This is a genomic window from Streptomyces sp. NPDC050528 (assembly GCF_044457795.1).
Taxonomy (GTDB): Bacteria; Actinomycetota; Actinomycetes; order Streptomycetales; family Streptomycetaceae; genus Streptomyces.
Map to the genome: position 1 here is coordinate 380,583 of NZ_JBITHH010000003.1, position 18,112 is coordinate 398,694.

Consider the following 18,112-nt stretch of genomic DNA (forward strand, 5'->3'; position numbering starts at 1 on the left):
TACACCGACGACGCGCTCACCCCTGTTCACCTCCCGGGAGGGAATGTGTCCACTCCGGAAAGCGCCCACGGATCCGCCACCGACGAACCCGACCCCGCGACACCCGGCAACGGCCAACTCACCAGTCTCAGCACCCTGGCGGCACGTCAGCTCGCCACGACCACCAAGTCCGAACCACAGATGCAGGCCATCACCTCACGGTGGCTGCTGAAGATGCTGCCCTGGGTGGACGTACGGGGCGGTGCCTACCGGGTCAACCGGCGGCTCCAGCTCAGTGTCGGCCGCGGCCGGGTGCAGTTCGAGCAGAACGGCGCCGACGACATCAAGGTCATCCCCGAGACGCTCACCGAACTGCCGGTGCTGCGCGGGTACCCCGACACGGAGGTCCTGCGGGAGATCGCGGGCCGCTTCCGGGTCCGGGAGGTGCGGGCCGGCCAGATCCTCTTCGAGGCCGGACAGCCCGTCACCGAGGCCTACTTGGTCGCGCACGGCCGCTTCACCCGCTTCACCGCCGGCAAGTACGACGAGGAGGAGATCCTCGGTGTCGTCACCGACGGCGATCAGATGGGCGACGAGGCGATAGGGCAGTCCGACCCCCTGTGGCTGAGTTCCGTGCGCGCCGAGACCGCGGGCGTCCTGCTCGTCCTGCCCTGGGACGTCGTAGCCGAATTCACCGGCCGCGTACCGTCGTTGGCCGCGCATCTGGAGGCGTACGCCGAGCGGCAGCGGCTGCCGATGAACCGCAAGGGCGAGGCCGACGTCCCGATCCAGGCCGGTCATGTGGGCGAGCCGACGCTGCCCGGCGGCTTCGTGGACTACGAACTCGCCCCGCGCGAGTACGAGTTGTCGCTCACCCAGACCGTACTGCGGGTGCACACCAGGGTCGCCGACCTCTACAACGACCCGATGGACCAGACGCGGCAGCAACTCCGGCTCACCATCGAGGAGATCCGTGAGCGGCAGGAGTGGGAGCTGGTCAACAACCGGGAGTTCGGGCTGCTGCACAGCGTCGACTACACCCAGCGCATCAGCACGTTCACCGGTCCACCGACCCCGGACGACCTCGACGAACTGCTCGCGATGCGACGCAAGACGCGGCTCTTCCTGGCCCATCCGAAGGCGATCGCGGCCTTCTTCCGGCAGTGCAACCGGCGTGGTCTGGTGCCCGGCACGGTGAATGTCGAGGGGCACGAGATCCCCGCCTGGCGCGGTGTCCCGTTCTTCCCGTGCGGCAAGATCCCGATCACCCCCCAGCACACCAGCAGCATCATCGCGCTGCGCACCGGGGAGGCCGACCAGGGTGTCGTCGGACTGTTCCAGACGGGCATCCCCGAGGAGTTCCAGCCCGGTCTGAACGTGCGCTTCATGGGCATCGACTCGGCCGCGATCATCCGCTACCTCGTCACCGCGTACTACTCGATGGCCATCCTGGTCCCCGACGCGGCGGGGATCCTCGAAAACGTCCAGATCGGCCGGACCGCCGAATGACGGCGCGGAGCACCCCATGACCACCTCCCTTCCGCACCCCATGACCACCTCGCTTTCGCTGCCCGGTCCGCCGAACCTGGCCGGCGCCGTACGCGCCCGGCGCACCGGCGCGATCCCCGGCCTGAAGTACCAGCCCGTGGCCCCCGCCGACCCCGAGAAGGCCGCGGAGATCGACCGCAGACTGGAGGCCTGGGCCCGCGAGCTCGATCTGTTCCCCGCCGCGTGGGACGGCGACTTCGCCGGGTTCCGGTTCGGCCGGGCCGTGGTGCTCCAGCACCCGGGGGCGCTCGACCTCGAACGGCTCACCGCAGCAGGCAAGTTGCTGCTCGCCGAGAACATCGTCGACAACTGCTACTGCGAGGAGGACGAGGACAAGGGCGGCTCGCACCGCGGCCTGGGCGGACGGCTGATCTTCGGGCAGTCGGCGCTCGACCCGTTCCACTCCGTCCCCGAGTACGAGGAGGAATGGCGGCACGGCGTCCAGGCGGACGGCCCCCGGCGCTCGTACCACTTCGCCCTCAAGGACTACGCCCTCCTCGCCACCCCCAGCCAGACGGACCGGTTCGTGCACGACATCGCCCGGCTCCACCTCGGCTATCTCGCCGAAGCCGCCTGGGCCGAGACCCGGTACAAGCCGCGTGTCTGGGAGTACCTGGTGATGCGGCAGTTCAACAACTTCCGTCCCTGTCTGTCGATCGTGGACGCGATCGACGGCTACGAACTGCCCGAACCGGTCTACGCCCGGCCCGAGATCCAGCGGGTGACTGCCCTGGCCTGCAACGCCACCACGATCGTCAACGACCTCTACTCCTTCACCAAGGAGCTGGCCGAACCCGACCACCTCAACCTCCCCCAGGTCGTCGCCGCCAACGACCGGTGCGGCCTGAAGGCGGCCTATCTGAAGTCGGTCGAGATCCACAACCGGATCATGGACGCCTTCGAGGAGGAGTCCGCGGTCCTGTCCGCCGCCTCGCCCCTCGTCGAGCGCTACACCCAGGGTCTGGGCGCGTGGGTGGCCGGCAACCACGAGTGGCACGCCACCAACAGCCACCGGTACCACCTGCCCAACTACTGGTAGCAGAGCGGCCTCTGACATCTCGTCAGACGTACGACGCTAGGAGTCACCGTTGACCACTGCCGACGCCGGCCCCACCACAGCCCCGGTGCCGACCCAGTCCACGTACCAGAACCGTGTCGCGGACTACTGGAACGCCGAAGAGAACCCGGTCAACCTCGACCTCGGACAGATCGACGACCTGTACCACCACCACTACGGGATCGGCGGGGCCGACGAGTCCGTGCTCGACGAGCCCGACCCCGTGCGGCGCCGTGAGCGGCTGACCGCCGAACTGCACCGCCTGGAGCACGCGCAGGCCGAACTCCTCGCCTCCCATCTCGGTCAACTCACCCCGGACGACCGGGTGTTCGACGCGGGCTGCGGGCGCGGCGGCGGCAGTGTCGTAGCCCATCTGCGGTACGGCTGCCGGGCCGACGGGGTCACGATCTCCGCCAAGCAGGCCGAGTTCGCCAACGCGCAGGCGCGCAAGCGGGGCATCGACGGCAAGGTGCGTTACCACCACCGGAACATGCTCGACACCGGCTTCCCGACAGGTGAGTTCGCCGCGTCCTGGAACAACGAGTCCACGATGTATGTGGAGTTGGACCTGCTGTTCGCCGAGCACGCCCGGCTGCTGCGCCGCGGCGGACGGTATGTGGTGATCACCGGCTGCTACAACGACACCTACGGCCGGGCGTCGCGCGAGGTGTCCCTGATCAACGCCCATTACATCTGCGACATCCACCCCAGGTCGGAGTACTTCCGGGCGATGGCCCGCAACCGCCTGGTGCCCGTCCACGTTCAGGACCTCACCGAGGACACGATCCCCTACTGGGCGCTGCGCAAGCGGGCCGACCACCTGGTGACGGGGATCGAGGACACCTTCCTGGACGCCTACCGCAACGGCAGTTTCCAGTATCTGCTGATCGCGGCCGACCGGGTCTGAGGCTCAGCGCCCGGCGATCCTGGACGCCGCTTCCGGGAGCCCGGGCACCGGGTCCAGGACGTCCAGCGTGCCGTGCGCCCGCAACAGGCGCACGGTGCGCGGGGCGCACACCACGGCGAAGCCCGCCTCGTACTCCCGCACCCGGCGGCGGAAGCGCAGCACCAGGTTGAGCCCGGTGGAGTCGATGAACGTGGTGCGCCGCAGATCGACGACGTAGGCGGGCGCGCGGAGCGCCACCACCGAGTCCAGCCACTCGCGCAGCGGGGTCGCGGTCGCGAGATCGACATCGCCGTGCAGATCGACGACCAGCAGGCCGTCCCGTGCGCCCAGCAGGGCGTGTTCGCCGGGTGCGGGCCAGGCCGGGGTGGGCACCGGCTCCAGGCCGTTCTCGTGCACCGAGCCTTTTCCGTGCTTCAGGGCGTTCTCGTACAAGGTGTTCCGTCCCCGTTCCGTGCCTTCGCGCGCGAGCGCGCGATCCGGCGCGGGTCCGTGCGGCGGCTTCGACATCCCCGCACCGCACGAGCCCGCGCCGGAACTCCCCCCGAGCGGCTCCCCCTTGAACCGTGGGTACCAACTGTTCTACCTTCGCCACATGGTCGGGGCATCAACGCCCGCTCATCAGCGACACAACGAGCGGGCAGCAGTTGGGCCAGGTGATCCGGAATGCGTCCGCACCTCGCCCTGATCGAGGACGAACCCGATTTCGCACTGATGTGCCGTTCTTATCTGGAACGCGAGGGATTCACCGTCACCTGGGCCATGGACGCCCGCGCCGGCAAGGCCGTCCTCTACGAGAGCCGCGTCGATCTTGCCGTCCTCGACCTGGGCCTGCCGGACGGCAGCGGCCTGGAACTCCTGCGGGCGCTGCGATCCACCAGCCGCCTACCGGTCATCGTGGTCACGGGGAGAGGCGCGGAGGCCGACCGGGTCGCGGGACTGGAGATCGGCGCGGACGACTACCTGGTCAAGCCGTTCTCGCAACGGGAGTTGGTGGCCCGTATCCGGGCCGTACTGCGCAGATCGCAACCGCCGGAGGTCCCTGCGGTGCTCCAGATCGGCTCGCTGCGCATCGACACGGCGGCCCGCCAGGCGTCCGCCGACGGCGTCTTCCTGACGCTACGGCCCAAGGAGTACGCCCTGTTGGAGATGCTCGGCGAGGCGCCCGGCCGGGTGTTCTCCACCGAACAGGTGCTGGAACGCGTCTGGGGCGCGTCCTGGCAGCAGCCCGCGACCGTGATCGAGCACGTCTACCGCCTGCGCGGCAAGCTCGCGGCACTCCCCACGCCCGCACCCCGGATCACCACGGTCCGCGGCTACGGCTACCGCCTCGACCCCTGAGAGACGCCATGCCGCCCCTCGCCACCCCGGACTTCCGGCTCCTCTTCGACTCGGCGCTGTCCCCGCTGCTGGTGCTCAGCCCCGACTTCACGATCGTCGAAGTCAACCGCGCGTATCTCGCCGCCACCCGTACGGAACGCACGATTGTCGGGCAGCGGATCTTCGATGTCTTCCCCGACAACCCGGACGACCCCTCGGCCGACGGGGTCGCCAATCTGCGCCGCTCGCTGGAGTCGGTGGTGGCGACGGGCCGTACGGACACGATGGCCCTGCAGCGCTACGACATCCCGGGCGGCGAGGCGGGCACCTTCGCCGAGCGCTACTGGAGCCCCGTCAACTCCCCCGTCCTGGACGACGAGGGACGCGTCACGCACATCATCCACCGGGTCGAGGACGTCACCGACTTCGTCCATCTGCGCCGGGTCGGCCGCGAGCAGGAACGCGCGGCGGCCGAGGCACAGATGCGGGCGGAGGGCATGGAGATCGACCTGTTCGTCCGGGCCCGGGAGATCCGCGAGGTCAACGAGCAGCTCAGCCGCGCCAACGCCGAACTGGACGCGGCAGGGCGGCAGTTGAGGGCGGAACAGCGGGCCAAGGACCGTTTCATCGCCACGCTGTCACACGAGCTGCGCAACCCGCTCGCCGCCGCGACGGCCGCCGTGGAGTTGCTCGCACTCGATCTGCCGGACGGCGGCCATCCCGCACTGCCCGTCCTGGAACGGCAGTTGGGCACGCTGGTCCGGATGAGCAACGATCTCCTGGACGGGACACGGGCGTTGACCGGGCGCCTGGAACTGGTGCCCGAGCGGGTCGACGTGCGGTCCGTGGTCGAGAGCGCGTGCGCCGACATCCGGAGCCTGTTCGGACACGAGGAGCGCACCCTCCAACTCACCTTGCCGGACACACCCGTTGTGGTCGACGGGGACCGGCTGCGGCTGGCGCAGGTGCTGACGAACCTGCTGTCCAATGCCCTCAAGTACACCCCGCCCGGCGGACGCACGGAGGTCCACCTCGCGACGGAGGAGGGACAGGCACGGCTCACCGTGCGGGACGACGGCATAGGTTTCCAACCCGCCCAGGCCGAGGACCTGTTCGGCGTGTTCACACGGGCGGCCCCGGCCGGCCCCAACACACCCGAGGGCCTCGGTCTGGGGCTCGCGGTCGCCCGCACGGTCGTCGAACTGCACGGCGGCCGGATCAGCGCGCACAGCGAAGGCCCCGGCAAGGGAGCGGAGTTCACCGTGCTCCTCCCTCAGGCCGACGCAACGACCCCGGAGCCGCTACGGCCGTCCGCACCGCCACGTGCCCGGCGCCAACTGGCCATCCTGATCGTCGAGGACAACACCGACCTGGCCGCGACCTACCGCACCCTCCTGGAGCGCCAGGGCCATCACGTCACCGCCGTCCACACCGGCGCCGACGCGCTCACCTCGACCGAGTCCGACGTCTTCGACGTGGTCCTGTGCGACCTGGGCCTGCCCGACACCGACGGCTACACGGTGGCCCGTACGGTACGTGCCCGCCCGCACGGCACCAGGCCGCGCCTGATCGCGGTCTCCGGGTTCAGCCAGGGCACCGACCGCTCACTGTCCCGGGCGGCCGGCTTCGACGCCCATCTCGCCAAGCCGCTGCCGCTGACCGATCTGCTGGAGTTCTTGGAGAGTCCCGAGTAGTCGGGCGCAGTAGTTGGTCGGGCGTCTTCCTCCTGTCGCTCGGCTGTGCTTGCCTTGGGGGCCGTTTTCCGGTGCCCGGGGCGGGAGTTGGCGTATGCGGAAGCCATGGATCGTGGGTGCGGCAGTGGCCGCAGTGCTGCTGCTCGGCGCGTGCACGGACCCGGCATCCGGGCCCGAGGTCGCCCCGCCCACCCCGTCCGTGCCGGCCACCACACAACGACAGGCGCCGGCCTCACCGAGCCGTGCCCCGGTGGTGAAGTCGGCGCCCAGCGTGCTGTACCTCGGGGACTCCCTCGCCATGGAGAGCCAGAAGGTGCTCGGACGGGAACTACGCGGCCAGTTGGACGCGACGTACACGAGCGCCCCGTACTCGGGGACCACACCCTGCGACTACCTGGAGGGCACCAAGAAGGGTTCGCTGGTCCCGGACGGCGACAAGGCGGCCGTGCTGGTGCGTGCGCTGCACCCGGACTTCGTGGTGCTGCAGTTCTGGGGCAACGCGTGGGGCTACACGCCCTGCATGGACGGGATCACGTACGACGCCGACCGGGAGACGTACTTCGACCGGTACGCGGCCGACATCCGGAAGCTCACCGCGCAGATCGCGAGCGCCGGAGGAGCCCAACGCCCCACGATCGTCTGGGTGTTGCAGGGCCCCGACCCGATCACCCCCGAGCGCGTCCGGAACGTGAACGCGCTCTACAAGTCTCAGGCCAGGTCGGTGGGCGACCTCGTCGCCGACGCGGGGAAGACCGTGAGCCCTCCCGACGCCCGCTACACCTGGACCCAGTACCTCCCCTGCAGCGCCTACGAACGCGCCCACCCCGACTACTGCACCCAGCCGGGCAACGGCCGCACGGCCCTGCACCTCGACTCGGACTATCTGCACTTCTGCCTGGCGCCGACGACCTCGACGCCCAGGCCGTGTCCGGTCCCCTCCCCCGGCATTCTGCGGATCGCCCGGGAGATCACTCGGGTGATCGGCGCCCAAGTTCCGTCTCAATGAGGCGGTTGAGGTGACGGCGGGCGTCCTGGGTGCTCAACGGCGGTGCCTGGCGCAGCCGTTGGAGGGCGAGGCCGTCGGCGAGGGCGGCGAAACGGACCGTGAAGCCGTCCAGGTCATCGGCGTCGAACTCGCCGTCGGTGACGCCCCGTTGGGCCAGGGCGCGAATCTGCTGGTGCCAGGTCTCGTAGCGATGGGCCTGACCGCCGCTGAAGGCCTCGTCGGTGCCCTGTTCGCCGGCGTTCCAGTAGTCGAACCACATCCGCCAGTGCCGGTCGGTGTCCTCGGTGAACAGCGCGTCGACGAGCAGCCGCAGCGCCTCGGCCCCGCTCGTCGCCTGCTCGGCCGCCTCGCTCAACTCGGCGTAGTAGCGCTCGATATGGAGGACCATCGCCTCGGAGAGGATCTCCTGCACACTGCCGAAGTGGTACGTGACAGTGCCGACGGAGACCCCGGCCGCCGCCGCCACGTCCCGTACGCCGACCGAGGCGTAACCGCGTTCCGCTATCAACGGGACGGCCGCCTCGACGATGAGCCGACGGCGTACCTCGGTGGGCTGGCGCGTGCGGTCGGCGGCGGCGACCGCACGGCGCGGAGACTTCGCCGCCGGCTGCTTGGCGGCCGTCATCCCGACGTCCTCGGGGTGGTGCGGTGCCATGCGCGCTTGGCCACTGTCTCTCCGTTCGCCCGTGCTTCGACGCGACTGTCCATGACGAAGTCCGCGGCCGTGGCGCGCAACTCCGTCCGCGCCATGATCTCAGCGTCGTAGCCGTCCCCGCGGCGCAACCGGATCCGCCACCCCGACACGGCCTGCGCGGACAGCGGGTCGTCACTCCGGATGCGGTACGTCTCCCGCGCGCTCTCCTCGTAACGCAGCCCGTCCGGATACGTCCGCGATCCCCCGTAGTTCGGGTCCACCTCCAGCGTCCACTCCCCCTTGGCCACGTCGTGCGTGACGAGCCGCTCGGGGGTCGGCTCGGCTGGCCGGTCGTACGTCACGTCGAGCGGTAGAGCCTGTTCGGGCTCTTCGAAACGGATCTCCGGCTCAACTCCCGCTTCCCGCACGGGCAGTTGTACGGCACTCTCGGCCGGGACGACCCTCAACTCGCCGCGCTCGCCGTGCGGCCAGACCCACGGCCAGTAGGTGTCGGAGAGGGCGAGCCGGATGCGGTGACCCGGCGGGACGGCGTAGCCGATGCCGGTCAGCTCGAACTCGACGTCCTCGTACGTCCCCGGTGTCCACTCCACGGCCCGGTCACGGCCGTGCCTGCTGAGCAGGTTGAGCACGCCCCGGGTGACGAGCGTGGACGAGCCGTCCGGTGCCACGTCGCACAGGCGGGCGATGACGTGGGCGCGCGGCGTGGCGCTGTCGAGGCGGAGCCTGACGCGCGGGCGGCCGAGGATCTCGACGCGCTCGGCGAGCGGCTCGGAGTCGAAGCAGACCGAACGGCCGTCCTCCTCGCGCTGGTCCGGCGGCAGGTCACTCGCGTTGCCGAAGGGGAAGAAGCGTCCGGCGTCGAGTCCGGTGTGCTGCGGGGAGCGCACGAGGACCGGGTCCGCGCTTACCCCGAGGGGACGTGAGTCCCAACTGACCTTCTGGCTCGGCCACTTGGCGTCGCCCACCCAACGGCCCGGCAGCACGTCGTACGACGTCGCCGGCGGGACCGGGTCGGTGATCCAGGCCCGCAGCAGGGGCTCTTCCATCGCTCCCGTGTCGATGCCCTTGAGGTGCTGGTCCCACCAGCGCAGGGTCTCCTGGAGGAAGCCGATCGCCGGGCCTGGCGGCAGTCCCCGGTCGGGGTACTGGTGCGACCACGGGCCGATGATCCCCCGGACGCGGTCCTCAGGCAGGTGCTCGACGAGCCGCAACACGGCGTCCCGGTACGGGTCGTTCCAGCCGCCGACCGCGAGGACGGCCGCGTCGATCGCGGTGTAGTCCTCGCAGACGCTGCCGTGCTTCCAGTAGTCGTCGCGCTGTTGGTGGTCGAGCCAGGTGTGGAGGAAGGGTTCGAGGGCGTCGAGGCGTTCGCGCCACATCGGCACCCAGCGGTCCGCTCCGACGCTCGCCGGGTCCGGCGGACGGGACGCGAAGGCGAGCATGGTGCCGGCCCAGGCGAGCATGTCGATGCCGAGGACGGCGCCGCCCGTGTAGTGGACGTCGTTGTCGTAGCGGTCGTCGGTGGAGCACACGGTGACGATCGCCTTGAGCGGTTCGGGGGCGAGCGCGGCGATCTGGAGGGAGTTGAAGCCGCCCCAGGAGATGCCGAACATGCCGACCTTGCCGGTGCACCAGGGCTGTGCGGCAAGCCAGTTGACGACGTCGACGCCGTCGGCGAGTTCCTGCGCGTCGTACTCGTCGCCGGGCAGGCCCTCGCTGTCGCCGTGGCCCCGGATGTCGACGCGGACGGAAGCGTAGCCGTGTCCGGCGTACCAGGGGTGGCGCTGGGCGTCGCGGGGCGCTGTCCAGTCGCTCTTGCGGTACGGGAGGTATTCGAGCAGCGCGGGCACGGGATCCGACTCGGCGTCATCGGGCCGCCAGATGCGGGCGTGCAGCCGGGTCCTTCCGTCCCGGGTGGGGATCCAGACGTCCTCGCGGACGACCCGGCGCTCGAACTGCTCGCGGTACTTCACAAAGCTCCTTCCGCCACGGGGGCGTTGAGGGGACGCCAGCGACGGACGCGGTGGCCGTCGTCGCCCTGGTCGGTCCAGATGTCGTCCCCGTCCGCCGCGTCGGCCCAGTCGGCGGTGTCGTCGACGTAGGGCTGAGCGTCGGGGTCGGGTTCGAGGGCGGCGGCCATGAGTTGGCGGGTGTAGGGGTGCTGGGGGTCGGCGAACACGGCTTCCGTCGGGCCCTCTTCGACGACGACTCCGTGGCGCAGGACGACAACCCGGTCCGCGATGCCCCGTACGACGGCCAGGTCGTGGCTGATGAACAGGCACGCCAGGTCGCGTTCGCGCCGCAGGTCGTCGAGGAGCCGCAGGACGTCCGCCTGGACCGACACATCCAGGGCGGTGGTGATCTCGTCGGCGATGAGGACGTCCGGTTCGCCCGCCAACGCCCTTGCGATGCCTATCCGTTGGCGCTGGCCGCCGGAGAGCTGCGCGGGCAGGCGGTCGGCGAGAGCCGGGTCGAGGCGTACGTCCGCGATGAGCTGACGGGCCCGCTCGGTCGCCTCCGTGCGATCGGTCACCGTGCCGAAGAAGCGCAGAGGGTGGCGGACCGCGTCGCCCACGGAGCGCCGGGGGTTGAGCGAGGTGTCGGCGTTCTGGAAGACGAGCTGCACCCGGCGGCGCAGGGACAGTGGGCGTTGCTGTGCGGGGCGGGCGAGGTCGCCGTCCGCGTGGTTCATCGTGCCGCCGGACGGGGTGCGCAGCCCGGCCAGGCTCCACGCGAGGGTGGACTTGCCGCTGCCCGACTCGCCCACCAGGGCGAGGACTTCGCCGCGCCGCACGTCGAAGGAGACGCCGTGCACGGCACGGGTGCTGCCGTAGTCGATGGTGATGTCCTGCGCGGAGACGGCGACCGGGGCGTCGGCGGGGACTTCCGCCCGGGGCCTGACCTCGCGCTCCCCCGCGTCTCCGACGACCGCGAGCCCGGTGTCGTCGAGGCGCGGCACGCTCGCCAACAGGCGCTTGGTGTACGGGTCTTGGGGCTGGGCGAACAGCTGCCGCGTGGGCGCCGATTCCACCACGCGCCCCGACCGCAGGACGGTCACCTCGTCGGCCATGTGCGCGACGACGCCGAGGTCGTGGCTCACCAGCACTGCCGCGAGGCCGAGTTCGTCGCTCAGGGCGGCGATCAGGTCGAGGACGCTGCGCTGGGTGACGACGTCCAGGCCGGTCGTCGGCTCGTCCAGGACCAGGACCTTGGGGCGGGCCGCGATGGCCATGGCGATGGCGACACGCTGCTGCTGGCCGCCGGAGAGTTCGTGCGGGTAGCGACGGGCCAACTCCGCCGGGTGCGGCAGCCGGACCTGTTCGAGGAGGTCGACGACGGGAACGTCACCGCCCGCCTCCGCGATTTGGCGCCCGATGCGCATGGAGGGGGTGAGGGCGTGGCCGGCGTTCTGGCCGACCATGGCGACCGTTCCGCCGCGCAGTCGCCTCAACTCCCGTGCGGGCAGGGCGAAGACGTCGGCGCCGGACACCTGGACCGAGCCCCCGGTGATCCGCGATCCGTGCCGCAGATGGCCGAGGAGGGTCGCGGCGATGGTCGACTTGCCGCTGCCGGACTCACCGACGAGGGCGTGGGTCTGCCCCTCGGCGACATCCAGGGACACCTCGTGCACGACGGGGACGTCCTGGCCGCCCGAACGGTAGGCCACGGACAGGGAGTTGACGGACACGATCGAGGCCATCAGGAGCCCTCCCTGATCCGGTCGACGCCCCACGCCTTGGAGAGGCCGTCGGCCGCGAGGTTGAGCCCGACCACGAGGGTGGCCAGGGCGATGATGGGGGCCAGGCTGGCCATCGGGACGACGGTGATGGCGGTGCGGTTCTCGGCAACCATCAGGCCCCAGTCGGGAGTTGGCGGGTCGGCGCCGAAGCCGAGGAAGGACAGCGAGGAGATCAGCAGCACGACCCAGGAGGCCCGCATCGCGAACTCCACGCACACCACGTCCGTGATGTTCGGCAGGATCTCCCGGCGCAGGATCGACCAGGTACTCTCGCCGCGGGCGCGGGCCGCGGTCACGTAGTCGGCGGGGACCACCGCGAGGGCGGCGCCGCGCACGACCCGGACGACCTGCGGGACGTAGACGATCGCGACGGCGAGGACGATGACCGCGGGACCGGTGCCGAGGGCGGTCACGACGACGAGCAGGGCCAGGACGGCGGGGATGGACAGGATCGCGTCCAGCACCCGGCCCAGTACGTCGTCGAACCAGCCGCCGCGCAGTGCGGCGGCGCAGCCGATGACCGTGCCGAGCGCGACGGTGAGGAGGGTGGCGGTGATCGAGACGCCGAGGGCGTACCGGCCGCCGTAGAGGACGCGGGCGAGGACGTCGCGGCCGTACTGGTCGGTGCCGGCCCAGTGGCTCCAACTCGGGCCGAGCAGTGCGTGGTTGGCGTCGTTGGCGATCGGGTCGTAGGAGGTGAGGAGGGGGGCGAGCAGCGCGATCACGACGTGGACGGCGACGATCACGAGGCCGATGAGCGCGGTGCGGGAGCTGGTCACGGTGCGCCAGGCGCGGACAGTGCGGGCGCCTCGTACGGTCGTCGGTGGGACGGTGTCGAGCGTGGTCATCGGGTCCTCCCTCGGGTGCGGAGCCTGGGATTGAGGGCCATGGTGGCCAGGTCTGCCGCGAGGTTGCAGACGACGTAGACGACCGCGCTGATGAGGGCGATGGCCTGGATGGTGGGCAGGTCGCGGTTCTGCACCGAGGAGAGCATCAGCTTGCCGATGCCCGGGTAGTTGAAGACGTTCTCGACCACCGCGACCCCGCCGACCAGCCACGCGACATTGAGCGCGATGACGTGCAGCGTGGGCAACAGGGCGCTGGGCAGGGCGTGTCGGGTGACGACGCGCCAGGTGGAGAGGCCCTTGAGGCGGGCGGTGGTGACGTACTCGGTGGCCATCACGTCGATGACCGAGGTGCGGGCCATGCGGACGATGTACGCGGCCATCACCACGGCGAGCGCGAGCGCGGGAAGCCATACGGCGGGCAGGAGTTGGGAGACGGTGGCGTCGGGGCCGTAGAGGACGACCGCGGGGAACCACGGGAGGGCGACCGAGAAGCACAGGACCAGGACGGTCGCGACGACGAACTCGGGGACGCTCATGCCGACGAGGCTGACGGTGGAGATGACGTGGTCGGGCCAGCGGTCGCGGTAGAGGCCCGCGAGGATGCCGAGGACGATCGAGCCGGTGACCGCGAAGAGGACCGTGACGACGGCGATCAGCGCGGAGTTGCCGAGATACATGGACACTTCGCCGCCGACGGCCTTGCCGGAGACGAGGGAGGTGCCGAAGTCGCCGTGCAGGGCGCCCCAGACCCAGTGGCCGTACCGCTCCCAGGCGGGCTGGTCGAGGTTGAGCTTGGTGCGCAGGGCCGCCACGGCGTCCGGGGTCGCGTCCTTGCCGAGGATCTGGGTGGCGACGTCGCCTGGCAGCGCCTGGACGGCGAGGAAGACGAGGATGGAGGAGAGGAACAGGGTGCCAACTGCCGCCGCGATACGGCGGGTTATGAAGGAGAGCATGGTCAGGCTCCCTTCAGGCCGATGTTGAGGTAGTCGAACTCGAAGCCGTGCTCGGCGTATCCGCGCACCTTGCGGGAGATGCCGACGAGCCGGTCGGCGAACATCGGGGTCATCGCCCCGCCCTTCTCGATCACCAACGTCTGTGCCTCGCCGTAGAGTTCGCGCCGTTTGGTGTCGTCGATCTCGGCGCGGGCCCTGTCGAGCACCGCGTCGAATTCCTTGTCGGACCAGGCGGTCTCGTTGTAGGAGGAGCCGCTGCGGAAGATCTGGGTGAAGAGCTGGTCGACGGGCCTGCCCGTGAACCAATAGGTCGCCATCAACGGCTTCTTCATCCAGATCTGCGTGTAATAGGAGTCCGCCGAGGCCGTCTTGACCTTGATCCGGATACCGGCGCGCTTCGCCGAGTCCTGGTAGGCGAGCGCCATCGGCGTGAACAGCGGGTCGTAGGAAGAGGTGTAGAGGTCCATCGCCAGACCCTCGTGGCCCGCCTGCTTCAGCAGGTACTTCGCCTTCTCCGGGTCGTGCTTCGGGTGGGCGGAGATGTACGCGGGGTCGCTCGGCGGTACGGGGTTGTCCCACCCGGGGGTGCCCGCGCCCTGGAGAGCGACCTTGACCACGTGCTCGGGGTCGTAGGCGAGCTTCATGGCCTGGCGGACGCGGACGTCGGTGAAGGGCTTCTCGGTGGTGAGCATCGGGAGGACGTACCACTGGGCGTTCTTCACGCGGGCGATCGTCGCGCGGTCGGAGGCGGCCACCACGCGGGCGGTCGCGAAGTCGAGGTTGGTCTGGGACAGCAGGTCAACCTGCCCTGCCAGCAAGGCGTTTGAGCGGGCCGACATGTCGGCGACCGAGTAGAAGGCGATCGCGTCGAGGACGGGGCGGCCGGCGAAGTGGTCCTTGTACGCGGTGACGCGGCCGGGGCCCGCCGGTGCGAACGACTCCAGTTTGAAGGGGCCGGTGCCGATGCCGGTGCGGCCGATCGACTTCGCGCTGCCGTCGGGGATGACGTAGCAGTTGTAGTGCGTCAGCAGGCTCGGGAACTCGGCGTTCGGCGACTTCAGCGGCACGACGAGCGTGTGGGCGTCGGGCGTGCCCAGCTTCGCGGGGTCGATGAGCGGGGCGAGGACCGCGGCCTGCGGGGACGCCGTCGCCTTGTCGAGGATGTGGCGCAGGGTGTAGGCGGCGTCGGCGGAGGTGAAGGCGCGACCGTTGTGGAAGGCGACGCCCTTGCGGAGGCGGAAGGTCCAGGTGCGGGCCTTGGCGTCGGTCTCCCAGGACTCGGCGAGGTCGGGGGCGAGCTCGCCGTTCGCTGCGACGCGGACGAGCCGGTTGTACAGGGCGCCCAGATATTCGTACGCGGACAGGGAGCTGGCCGGATCCAGCGTCTCGGCGTCAGACGCGGGCGGCCGGGCGATGCGCAGGGTGCCGCCGCGGTCGGGGGCGCCCTTCTGGGCGGCGGCCGGCAGGACGGGGGCGGCCTCCGCCCCGCTGCAGCCGGTCAGCAGCCAGGACCCGCCGAGCGCGGCGGCCGAGGCGACGCCCGCGGCGAGCACCGACCGGCGGCCCGGGTGGTGGATGTCGGACATGTACCGACCGTCCTTGTCGCTATTCGTTCAGCTATTCGTTCAGCGGAACGATTGAGTGAAGTGCGTGAACGATAGCGAGGGGATGGTTTCCCGCCAACCCTTTGGCGGCGGAAATTAACGTCCGAAACGCACTGGTTACCGGGAGAAGGCGCGCAGGGGCCGCAGGGAGAGACGGCGGCGGTCGCTCAGCCGGTGATCTCGCGGGCCCAGGGCAGCAGCGCCCGCTCCGCGAGGACGACGACGTAGAAGAGCAGCACGCTCATCGCGCTGAGCAGGGCCATCGCGGCGAACGCGAGGGGTGTGTCGGCGTTGCCGCCGGAGGCCACGATGACGTAGCCGAGGCCCTGGTCGCCGCCCGCGAACTCGCCGACGACCGCGCCGACGACGGCCAGGGTGACGCCGAGGCGCAGGCCGGTGAAGACCTGGGGCAGGGCCCAGGGGATGCGGAGCTTGCGGTAGGTCTGCCAGCGGGACGCGGTGAGAGAGTGGGCCAGCTCGGTCAGCTCCAGGGGGACCGAGGTCAGCCCGGCCATGGTCGACACCACCACGGGGAACCAGGCGAGCAGCGCCACCATGAACACCTTCGGGGCGGTCCCGAAGCCGAGCCAGACCACGAGGAGCGGTGCCACCGCGATCTTGGGTACGGCGTTGACGGCGACCAGCAGCGGCATGACCGCGCGTTCCACGCCCCGGGACGCGGTGAGCAGGACGGCGGTCGCGAGGCCCGCGCCCACGGCGAGGCCGAAGCCGACGGCCGTCTCGGTGAACGTCTGCCAGGTCTGCCGGAGCAGATAGCCGGGCAGCCGGTCGAAGGCACGGACGACATCGGGCGGTGACGGCAGCAGGAACGGCCGGATGCCGAAGGCGACGGTCGCCAGCCACCACGCGGCCAGGGCGCACACGGCCGCCAGGACCGGTGGTCCCGCCGCCAGGACGCGTCTCACGCGGCGGGCCTGCGACCGATGGTCGAGTAGGTGAAGTGGCCGCGCACCAGGAGCCGGGGGTCGGCCACCAGCCGTCCCAGCTCGTCGAGTTGGGCCTCGGTCATACCGGCCGCCAGGAAGTCCTCCCGTGCCTGCGCGATGTTGGCGCCGATCAGCAGCGCGCCCGCGGTGCCGCCCGGCCAGGACCGGGCCTCGATCACGGTGTCCACGTCGGTCAGGCCCGCCTCCAGCATGGCGGCGGGCACCCGGCCCGCCCAGGTGGGGTCGTTGCCGTGGGCGGGCAGGACCCGTTCGACGAGCAACTCGTGGTAGCGGTCGACCAGTTGGGCCGCCTCCGGCGTCGGGGCCGCGAGCACCAGCTTGCGGAAGGTCGTCTCGAAGTCCTCCACCACAAGTGCGCCACCGGGTGCGAGCGCCGCCGCGAGCCTTCGGAGAACGGCCTCCCGTCCGGGCAGGTGCAGCAGCACCAGCCGGGCGTGGATCACGTCCCACGGTCCGTCCGGCACCGGGTCGCTCTCCAGGTCGTGCACGAGCACGTCGTACGGCGGACTCGGGGGCAGATGACGGGTGTTGACGTCGGTGGCCAGCACCCGCCCGGTCGGTCCCGTGGCGCGGGCGAGCCAGTCGGCGACGCTGCCGCCTCCGGCGCCGGTCTCCAGACAGCGCCGACCGGTCAGGTCTCCGAGGGAGGTGAGCCGCGAGATCGTGAACGCGTCGAGGATCGCGGGGAGTTGGCCGTGCCGGTCGACGGCTTCCGGGTGGTCGTTGTCGAAGACGTACGGCAGCGGGGTCTCCAAGTCCGTCAACTCCCCTTCATGGCCGTGAAGTCGACGACGTCCTGCGGGGCCATCCCGGGCTGGATGACCCCGGCGTTCTGGAGGCTGGTGATGGCGCGCCGCATCCGTGCCTCGGTGATCAGGCCGACGGACGACTCGCCCTCGGCGGTCACGGACGGCGTCATCAGCCTGATCTCCGCGGTCGCGGCCGTGGCGTCCGTCTCGGGGTGCTCGGAGTGCAGCAACTTCCCGGCCTCGTCGGGGTGTTGGATCGTGTACTTCAGCCCCTTGAGGAGAGCCGTGCGGAAGCGCTTGACCAGGTCCGGCTTCTTCGCGGCGATGGAGGCCGAGGTGACGGTGGCGTTGCCGTAGAGGTCGGGCAGGTAGGTGCTGTAGGGGAACACCACGACAGGCTTCGACCTGGCCTGCACGGTGGCCTTCTCGATGGTGGGCCGGCCGATCAGGAACGTGCTGAGCGCGTCGGCCTTTCCGCTCGCGAGGGCCGGGCCCAACTGGACGGGCTGGACCGCGATCCAGCGGACGCCCGCGGTGTCGATGCCGGCGAGCTTGGCGTAGCCGGGGAAGAGCAGCTGGTTCACGGAGTTGGCGGCGGCCGCGATCCGCTTGCCCGTGAGGTCCTTCGGAGTCGTGATCCCCGAGCCCTGCATCGCCATGATGGAGACGAGGGTCCGCTGGTGGATGGCGAGTACGGCACGGAAGTCGCGATAGGCCGTGGAGTTCTTGGCGCCCGCGGAAATCATCGCGCCCGTGAAGTCCAAACTCGTGAACTGCGCATTTCCGGACGCGAGGGCCTTGAGGTTCTCTCCGGCTGCTTTTCCGAGTTCGATCTTCACGTCGATTCCGGCCTGCCGGAAATAGCCTTTCTGCTCGGCCACCCAGGCGAAGGCGTCCCGCCCTGCCGCACCGAAGGCGGTGACGTAGGTGATGTGGTCCTTGGCCGAACTCGGGTCCTTGGAAGAGGAGTTGGAGTCACAGGCAGCGGCGGCCAGTAACGTGGCCGCCGCACAGAACACCGTCGCCGTGCGGTATGAGCGGATCATGCGACCTCCCCTGACGGGGGAATGGGTGGGGGGACGGCGGCA

The 18,112-nt window shown here is 70.4% G+C and carries 16 protein-coding genes; 6 read left to right on the plus strand and 10 right to left on the minus strand.

Features of this window, described 5'->3' with window-relative positions:
- The first annotated feature begins 45 nt into the window (after nt 1-45).
- From ACIBK4_RS13140 to ACIBK4_RS13150, 3 genes are read left to right on the plus strand one after another with little or no spacing between them, the layout of a single operon-like run.
- Entirely contained in the window at nt 46-1,488 is a 1,443-nt protein-coding gene (locus ACIBK4_RS13140; RefSeq protein WP_398994724.1) for a family 2B encapsulin nanocompartment shell protein, read from the plus strand.
- Between the two features lie 16 nt (nt 1,489-1,504).
- Entirely contained in the window at nt 1,505-2,566 is a 1,062-nt protein-coding gene (locus ACIBK4_RS13145) for a family 2 encapsulin nanocompartment cargo protein terpene cyclase (protein ID WP_398994725.1), read from the plus strand.
- A gap of 49 nt (nt 2,567-2,615) precedes the next feature.
- Complete coding sequence (locus tag ACIBK4_RS13150; protein ID WP_398994726.1) at nt 2,616-3,491, plus strand: geranyl diphosphate 2-C-methyltransferase; 876 nt, start codon at nt 2,616-2,618, stop codon at nt 3,489-3,491.
- A gap of 3 nt (nt 3,492-3,494) precedes the next feature.
- Here the strand turns inward: ACIBK4_RS13150 and ACIBK4_RS13155 are convergent, their stop codons facing one another.
- Nucleotides 3,495-3,998: an STAS domain-containing protein gene (locus ACIBK4_RS13155; RefSeq protein WP_398994727.1), complete on the minus strand. Its 504-nt coding sequence runs from the start codon at nt 3,996-3,998 to the stop codon at nt 3,495-3,497.
- A gap of 156 nt (nt 3,999-4,154) precedes the next feature.
- Here ACIBK4_RS13155 and ACIBK4_RS13160 point away from each other — a divergent pair, with 156 nt between their 5' ends.
- From ACIBK4_RS13160 to ACIBK4_RS13170, 3 genes are all read left to right on the plus strand, one after another.
- Complete coding sequence (locus ACIBK4_RS13160; protein WP_398994728.1) at nt 4,155-4,829, plus strand: response regulator transcription factor; 675 nt, start codon at nt 4,155-4,157, stop codon at nt 4,827-4,829.
- Nucleotides 4,830-4,837: 8 nt separating this feature from the next.
- A complete protein-coding gene (locus ACIBK4_RS13165) occupies nt 4,838-6,502 on the plus strand; it encodes an ATP-binding protein (RefSeq protein WP_398994729.1) in 1,665 nt (554 codons plus the stop codon).
- A 94-nt stretch (nt 6,503-6,596) separates the two neighbouring features.
- A complete protein-coding gene (locus tag ACIBK4_RS13170) occupies nt 6,597-7,508 on the plus strand; it encodes an SGNH/GDSL hydrolase family protein (RefSeq protein ID WP_398994730.1) in 912 nt (303 codons plus the stop codon).
- Here ACIBK4_RS13170 and ACIBK4_RS13175 read toward each other — a convergent pair.
- From ACIBK4_RS13175 to ACIBK4_RS13215, 9 genes are all read right to left on the minus strand, one after another.
- Nucleotides 7,471-8,133 carry a TetR/AcrR family transcriptional regulator gene (locus ACIBK4_RS13175; RefSeq protein WP_398994731.1) on the minus strand — a complete coding sequence of 221 codons (663 nt, stop codon included), beginning with the start codon at nt 8,131-8,133 and terminating at the stop codon, nt 7,471-7,473. The two genes, ACIBK4_RS13170 and ACIBK4_RS13175, sit on opposite strands and share 38 nt — an antisense overlap.
- Nucleotides 8,130-10,136, minus strand: coding sequence for a CocE/NonD family hydrolase (locus ACIBK4_RS13180; RefSeq protein WP_398994732.1), 2,007 nt, complete (start codon nt 10,134-10,136; stop codon nt 8,130-8,132). The genes ACIBK4_RS13175 and ACIBK4_RS13180 overlap by 4 nt, the downstream gene beginning before the upstream one ends.
- Complete coding sequence (locus tag ACIBK4_RS13185; protein WP_398994733.1) at nt 10,133-11,863, minus strand: dipeptide ABC transporter ATP-binding protein; 1,731 nt, start codon at nt 11,861-11,863, stop codon at nt 10,133-10,135. The genes ACIBK4_RS13180 and ACIBK4_RS13185 overlap by 4 nt, the downstream gene beginning before the upstream one ends.
- Complete coding sequence (locus ACIBK4_RS13190; RefSeq protein WP_398994734.1) at nt 11,863-12,750, minus strand: ABC transporter permease; 888 nt, start codon at nt 12,748-12,750, stop codon at nt 11,863-11,865. Before ACIBK4_RS13190 ends, ACIBK4_RS13185 begins: the two co-directional genes overlap by 1 nt.
- Nucleotides 12,747-13,703 carry an ABC transporter permease gene (locus tag ACIBK4_RS13195; RefSeq protein ID WP_366430617.1) on the minus strand — a complete coding sequence of 319 codons (957 nt, stop codon included), beginning with the start codon at nt 13,701-13,703 and terminating at the stop codon, nt 12,747-12,749. The genes ACIBK4_RS13190 and ACIBK4_RS13195 overlap by 4 nt, the downstream gene beginning before the upstream one ends.
- Nucleotides 13,704-13,705: 2 nt before the next feature.
- A complete protein-coding gene (locus ACIBK4_RS13200) occupies nt 13,706-15,289 on the minus strand; it encodes an ABC transporter substrate-binding protein (RefSeq protein ID WP_398994735.1) in 1,584 nt (527 codons plus the stop codon).
- Between the two features lie 185 nt (nt 15,290-15,474).
- On the minus strand, nt 15,475-16,233 hold the full coding sequence (locus ACIBK4_RS13205; RefSeq protein ID WP_398994736.1) for an ABC transporter permease: 759 nt from the start codon (nt 16,231-16,233) through the stop codon (nt 15,475-15,477).
- The gene (locus ACIBK4_RS13210) at nt 16,230-17,039 is read right to left on the minus strand and encodes a class I SAM-dependent methyltransferase (protein ID WP_398994737.1); all 810 of its coding nucleotides are present in this window, start codon (nt 17,037-17,039) and stop codon (nt 16,230-16,232) included. Before ACIBK4_RS13210 ends, ACIBK4_RS13205 begins: the two co-directional genes overlap by 4 nt.
- Nucleotides 17,036-18,070 (minus strand): ABC transporter substrate-binding protein, encoded by a 1,035-nt coding sequence (locus tag ACIBK4_RS13215; RefSeq protein WP_398994738.1) that lies wholly within the window; start codon nt 18,068-18,070, stop codon nt 17,036-17,038. Before ACIBK4_RS13215 ends, ACIBK4_RS13210 begins: the two co-directional genes overlap by 4 nt.
- Nucleotides 18,071-18,112: the final 42 nt, after the last annotated feature.

Coding starts and splice junctions, on each gene's coding strand:
- ACIBK4_RS13195 (WP_366430617.1), bottom strand. CDS start 13,703: ATGCTCTCCTTCATAACCCGCCGTATCGCGGCGGCAGTTGGCACCCTG.
- ACIBK4_RS13160 (WP_398994728.1), top strand. CDS start 4,155: ATGCGTCCGCACCTCGCCCTGATCGAGGACGAACCCGATTTCGCACTG.
- ACIBK4_RS13215 (WP_398994738.1), bottom strand. CDS start 18,070: ATGATCCGCTCATACCGCACGGCGACGGTGTTCTGTGCGGCGGCCACG.
- ACIBK4_RS13165 (WP_398994729.1), top strand. CDS start 4,838: ATGCCGCCCCTCGCCACCCCGGACTTCCGGCTCCTCTTCGACTCGGCG.
- ACIBK4_RS13170 (WP_398994730.1), top strand. CDS start 6,597: ATGCGGAAGCCATGGATCGTGGGTGCGGCAGTGGCCGCAGTGCTGCTG.
- ACIBK4_RS13185 (WP_398994733.1), bottom strand. CDS start 11,863: ATGGCCTCGATCGTGTCCGTCAACTCCCTGTCCGTGGCCTACCGTTCG.
- ACIBK4_RS13200 (WP_398994735.1), bottom strand. CDS start 15,289: ATGTCCGACATCCACCACCCGGGCCGCCGGTCGGTGCTCGCCGCGGGC.
- ACIBK4_RS13175 (WP_398994731.1), bottom strand. CDS start 8,133: ATGACGGCCGCCAAGCAGCCGGCGGCGAAGTCTCCGCGCCGTGCGGTC.
- ACIBK4_RS13155 (WP_398994727.1), bottom strand. CDS start 3,998: ATGTCGAAGCCGCCGCACGGACCCGCGCCGGATCGCGCGCTCGCGCGC.
- ACIBK4_RS13190 (WP_398994734.1), bottom strand. CDS start 12,750: ATGACCACGCTCGACACCGTCCCACCGACGACCGTACGAGGCGCCCGC.
- ACIBK4_RS13145 (WP_398994725.1), top strand. CDS start 1,505: ATGACCACCTCCCTTCCGCACCCCATGACCACCTCGCTTTCGCTGCCC.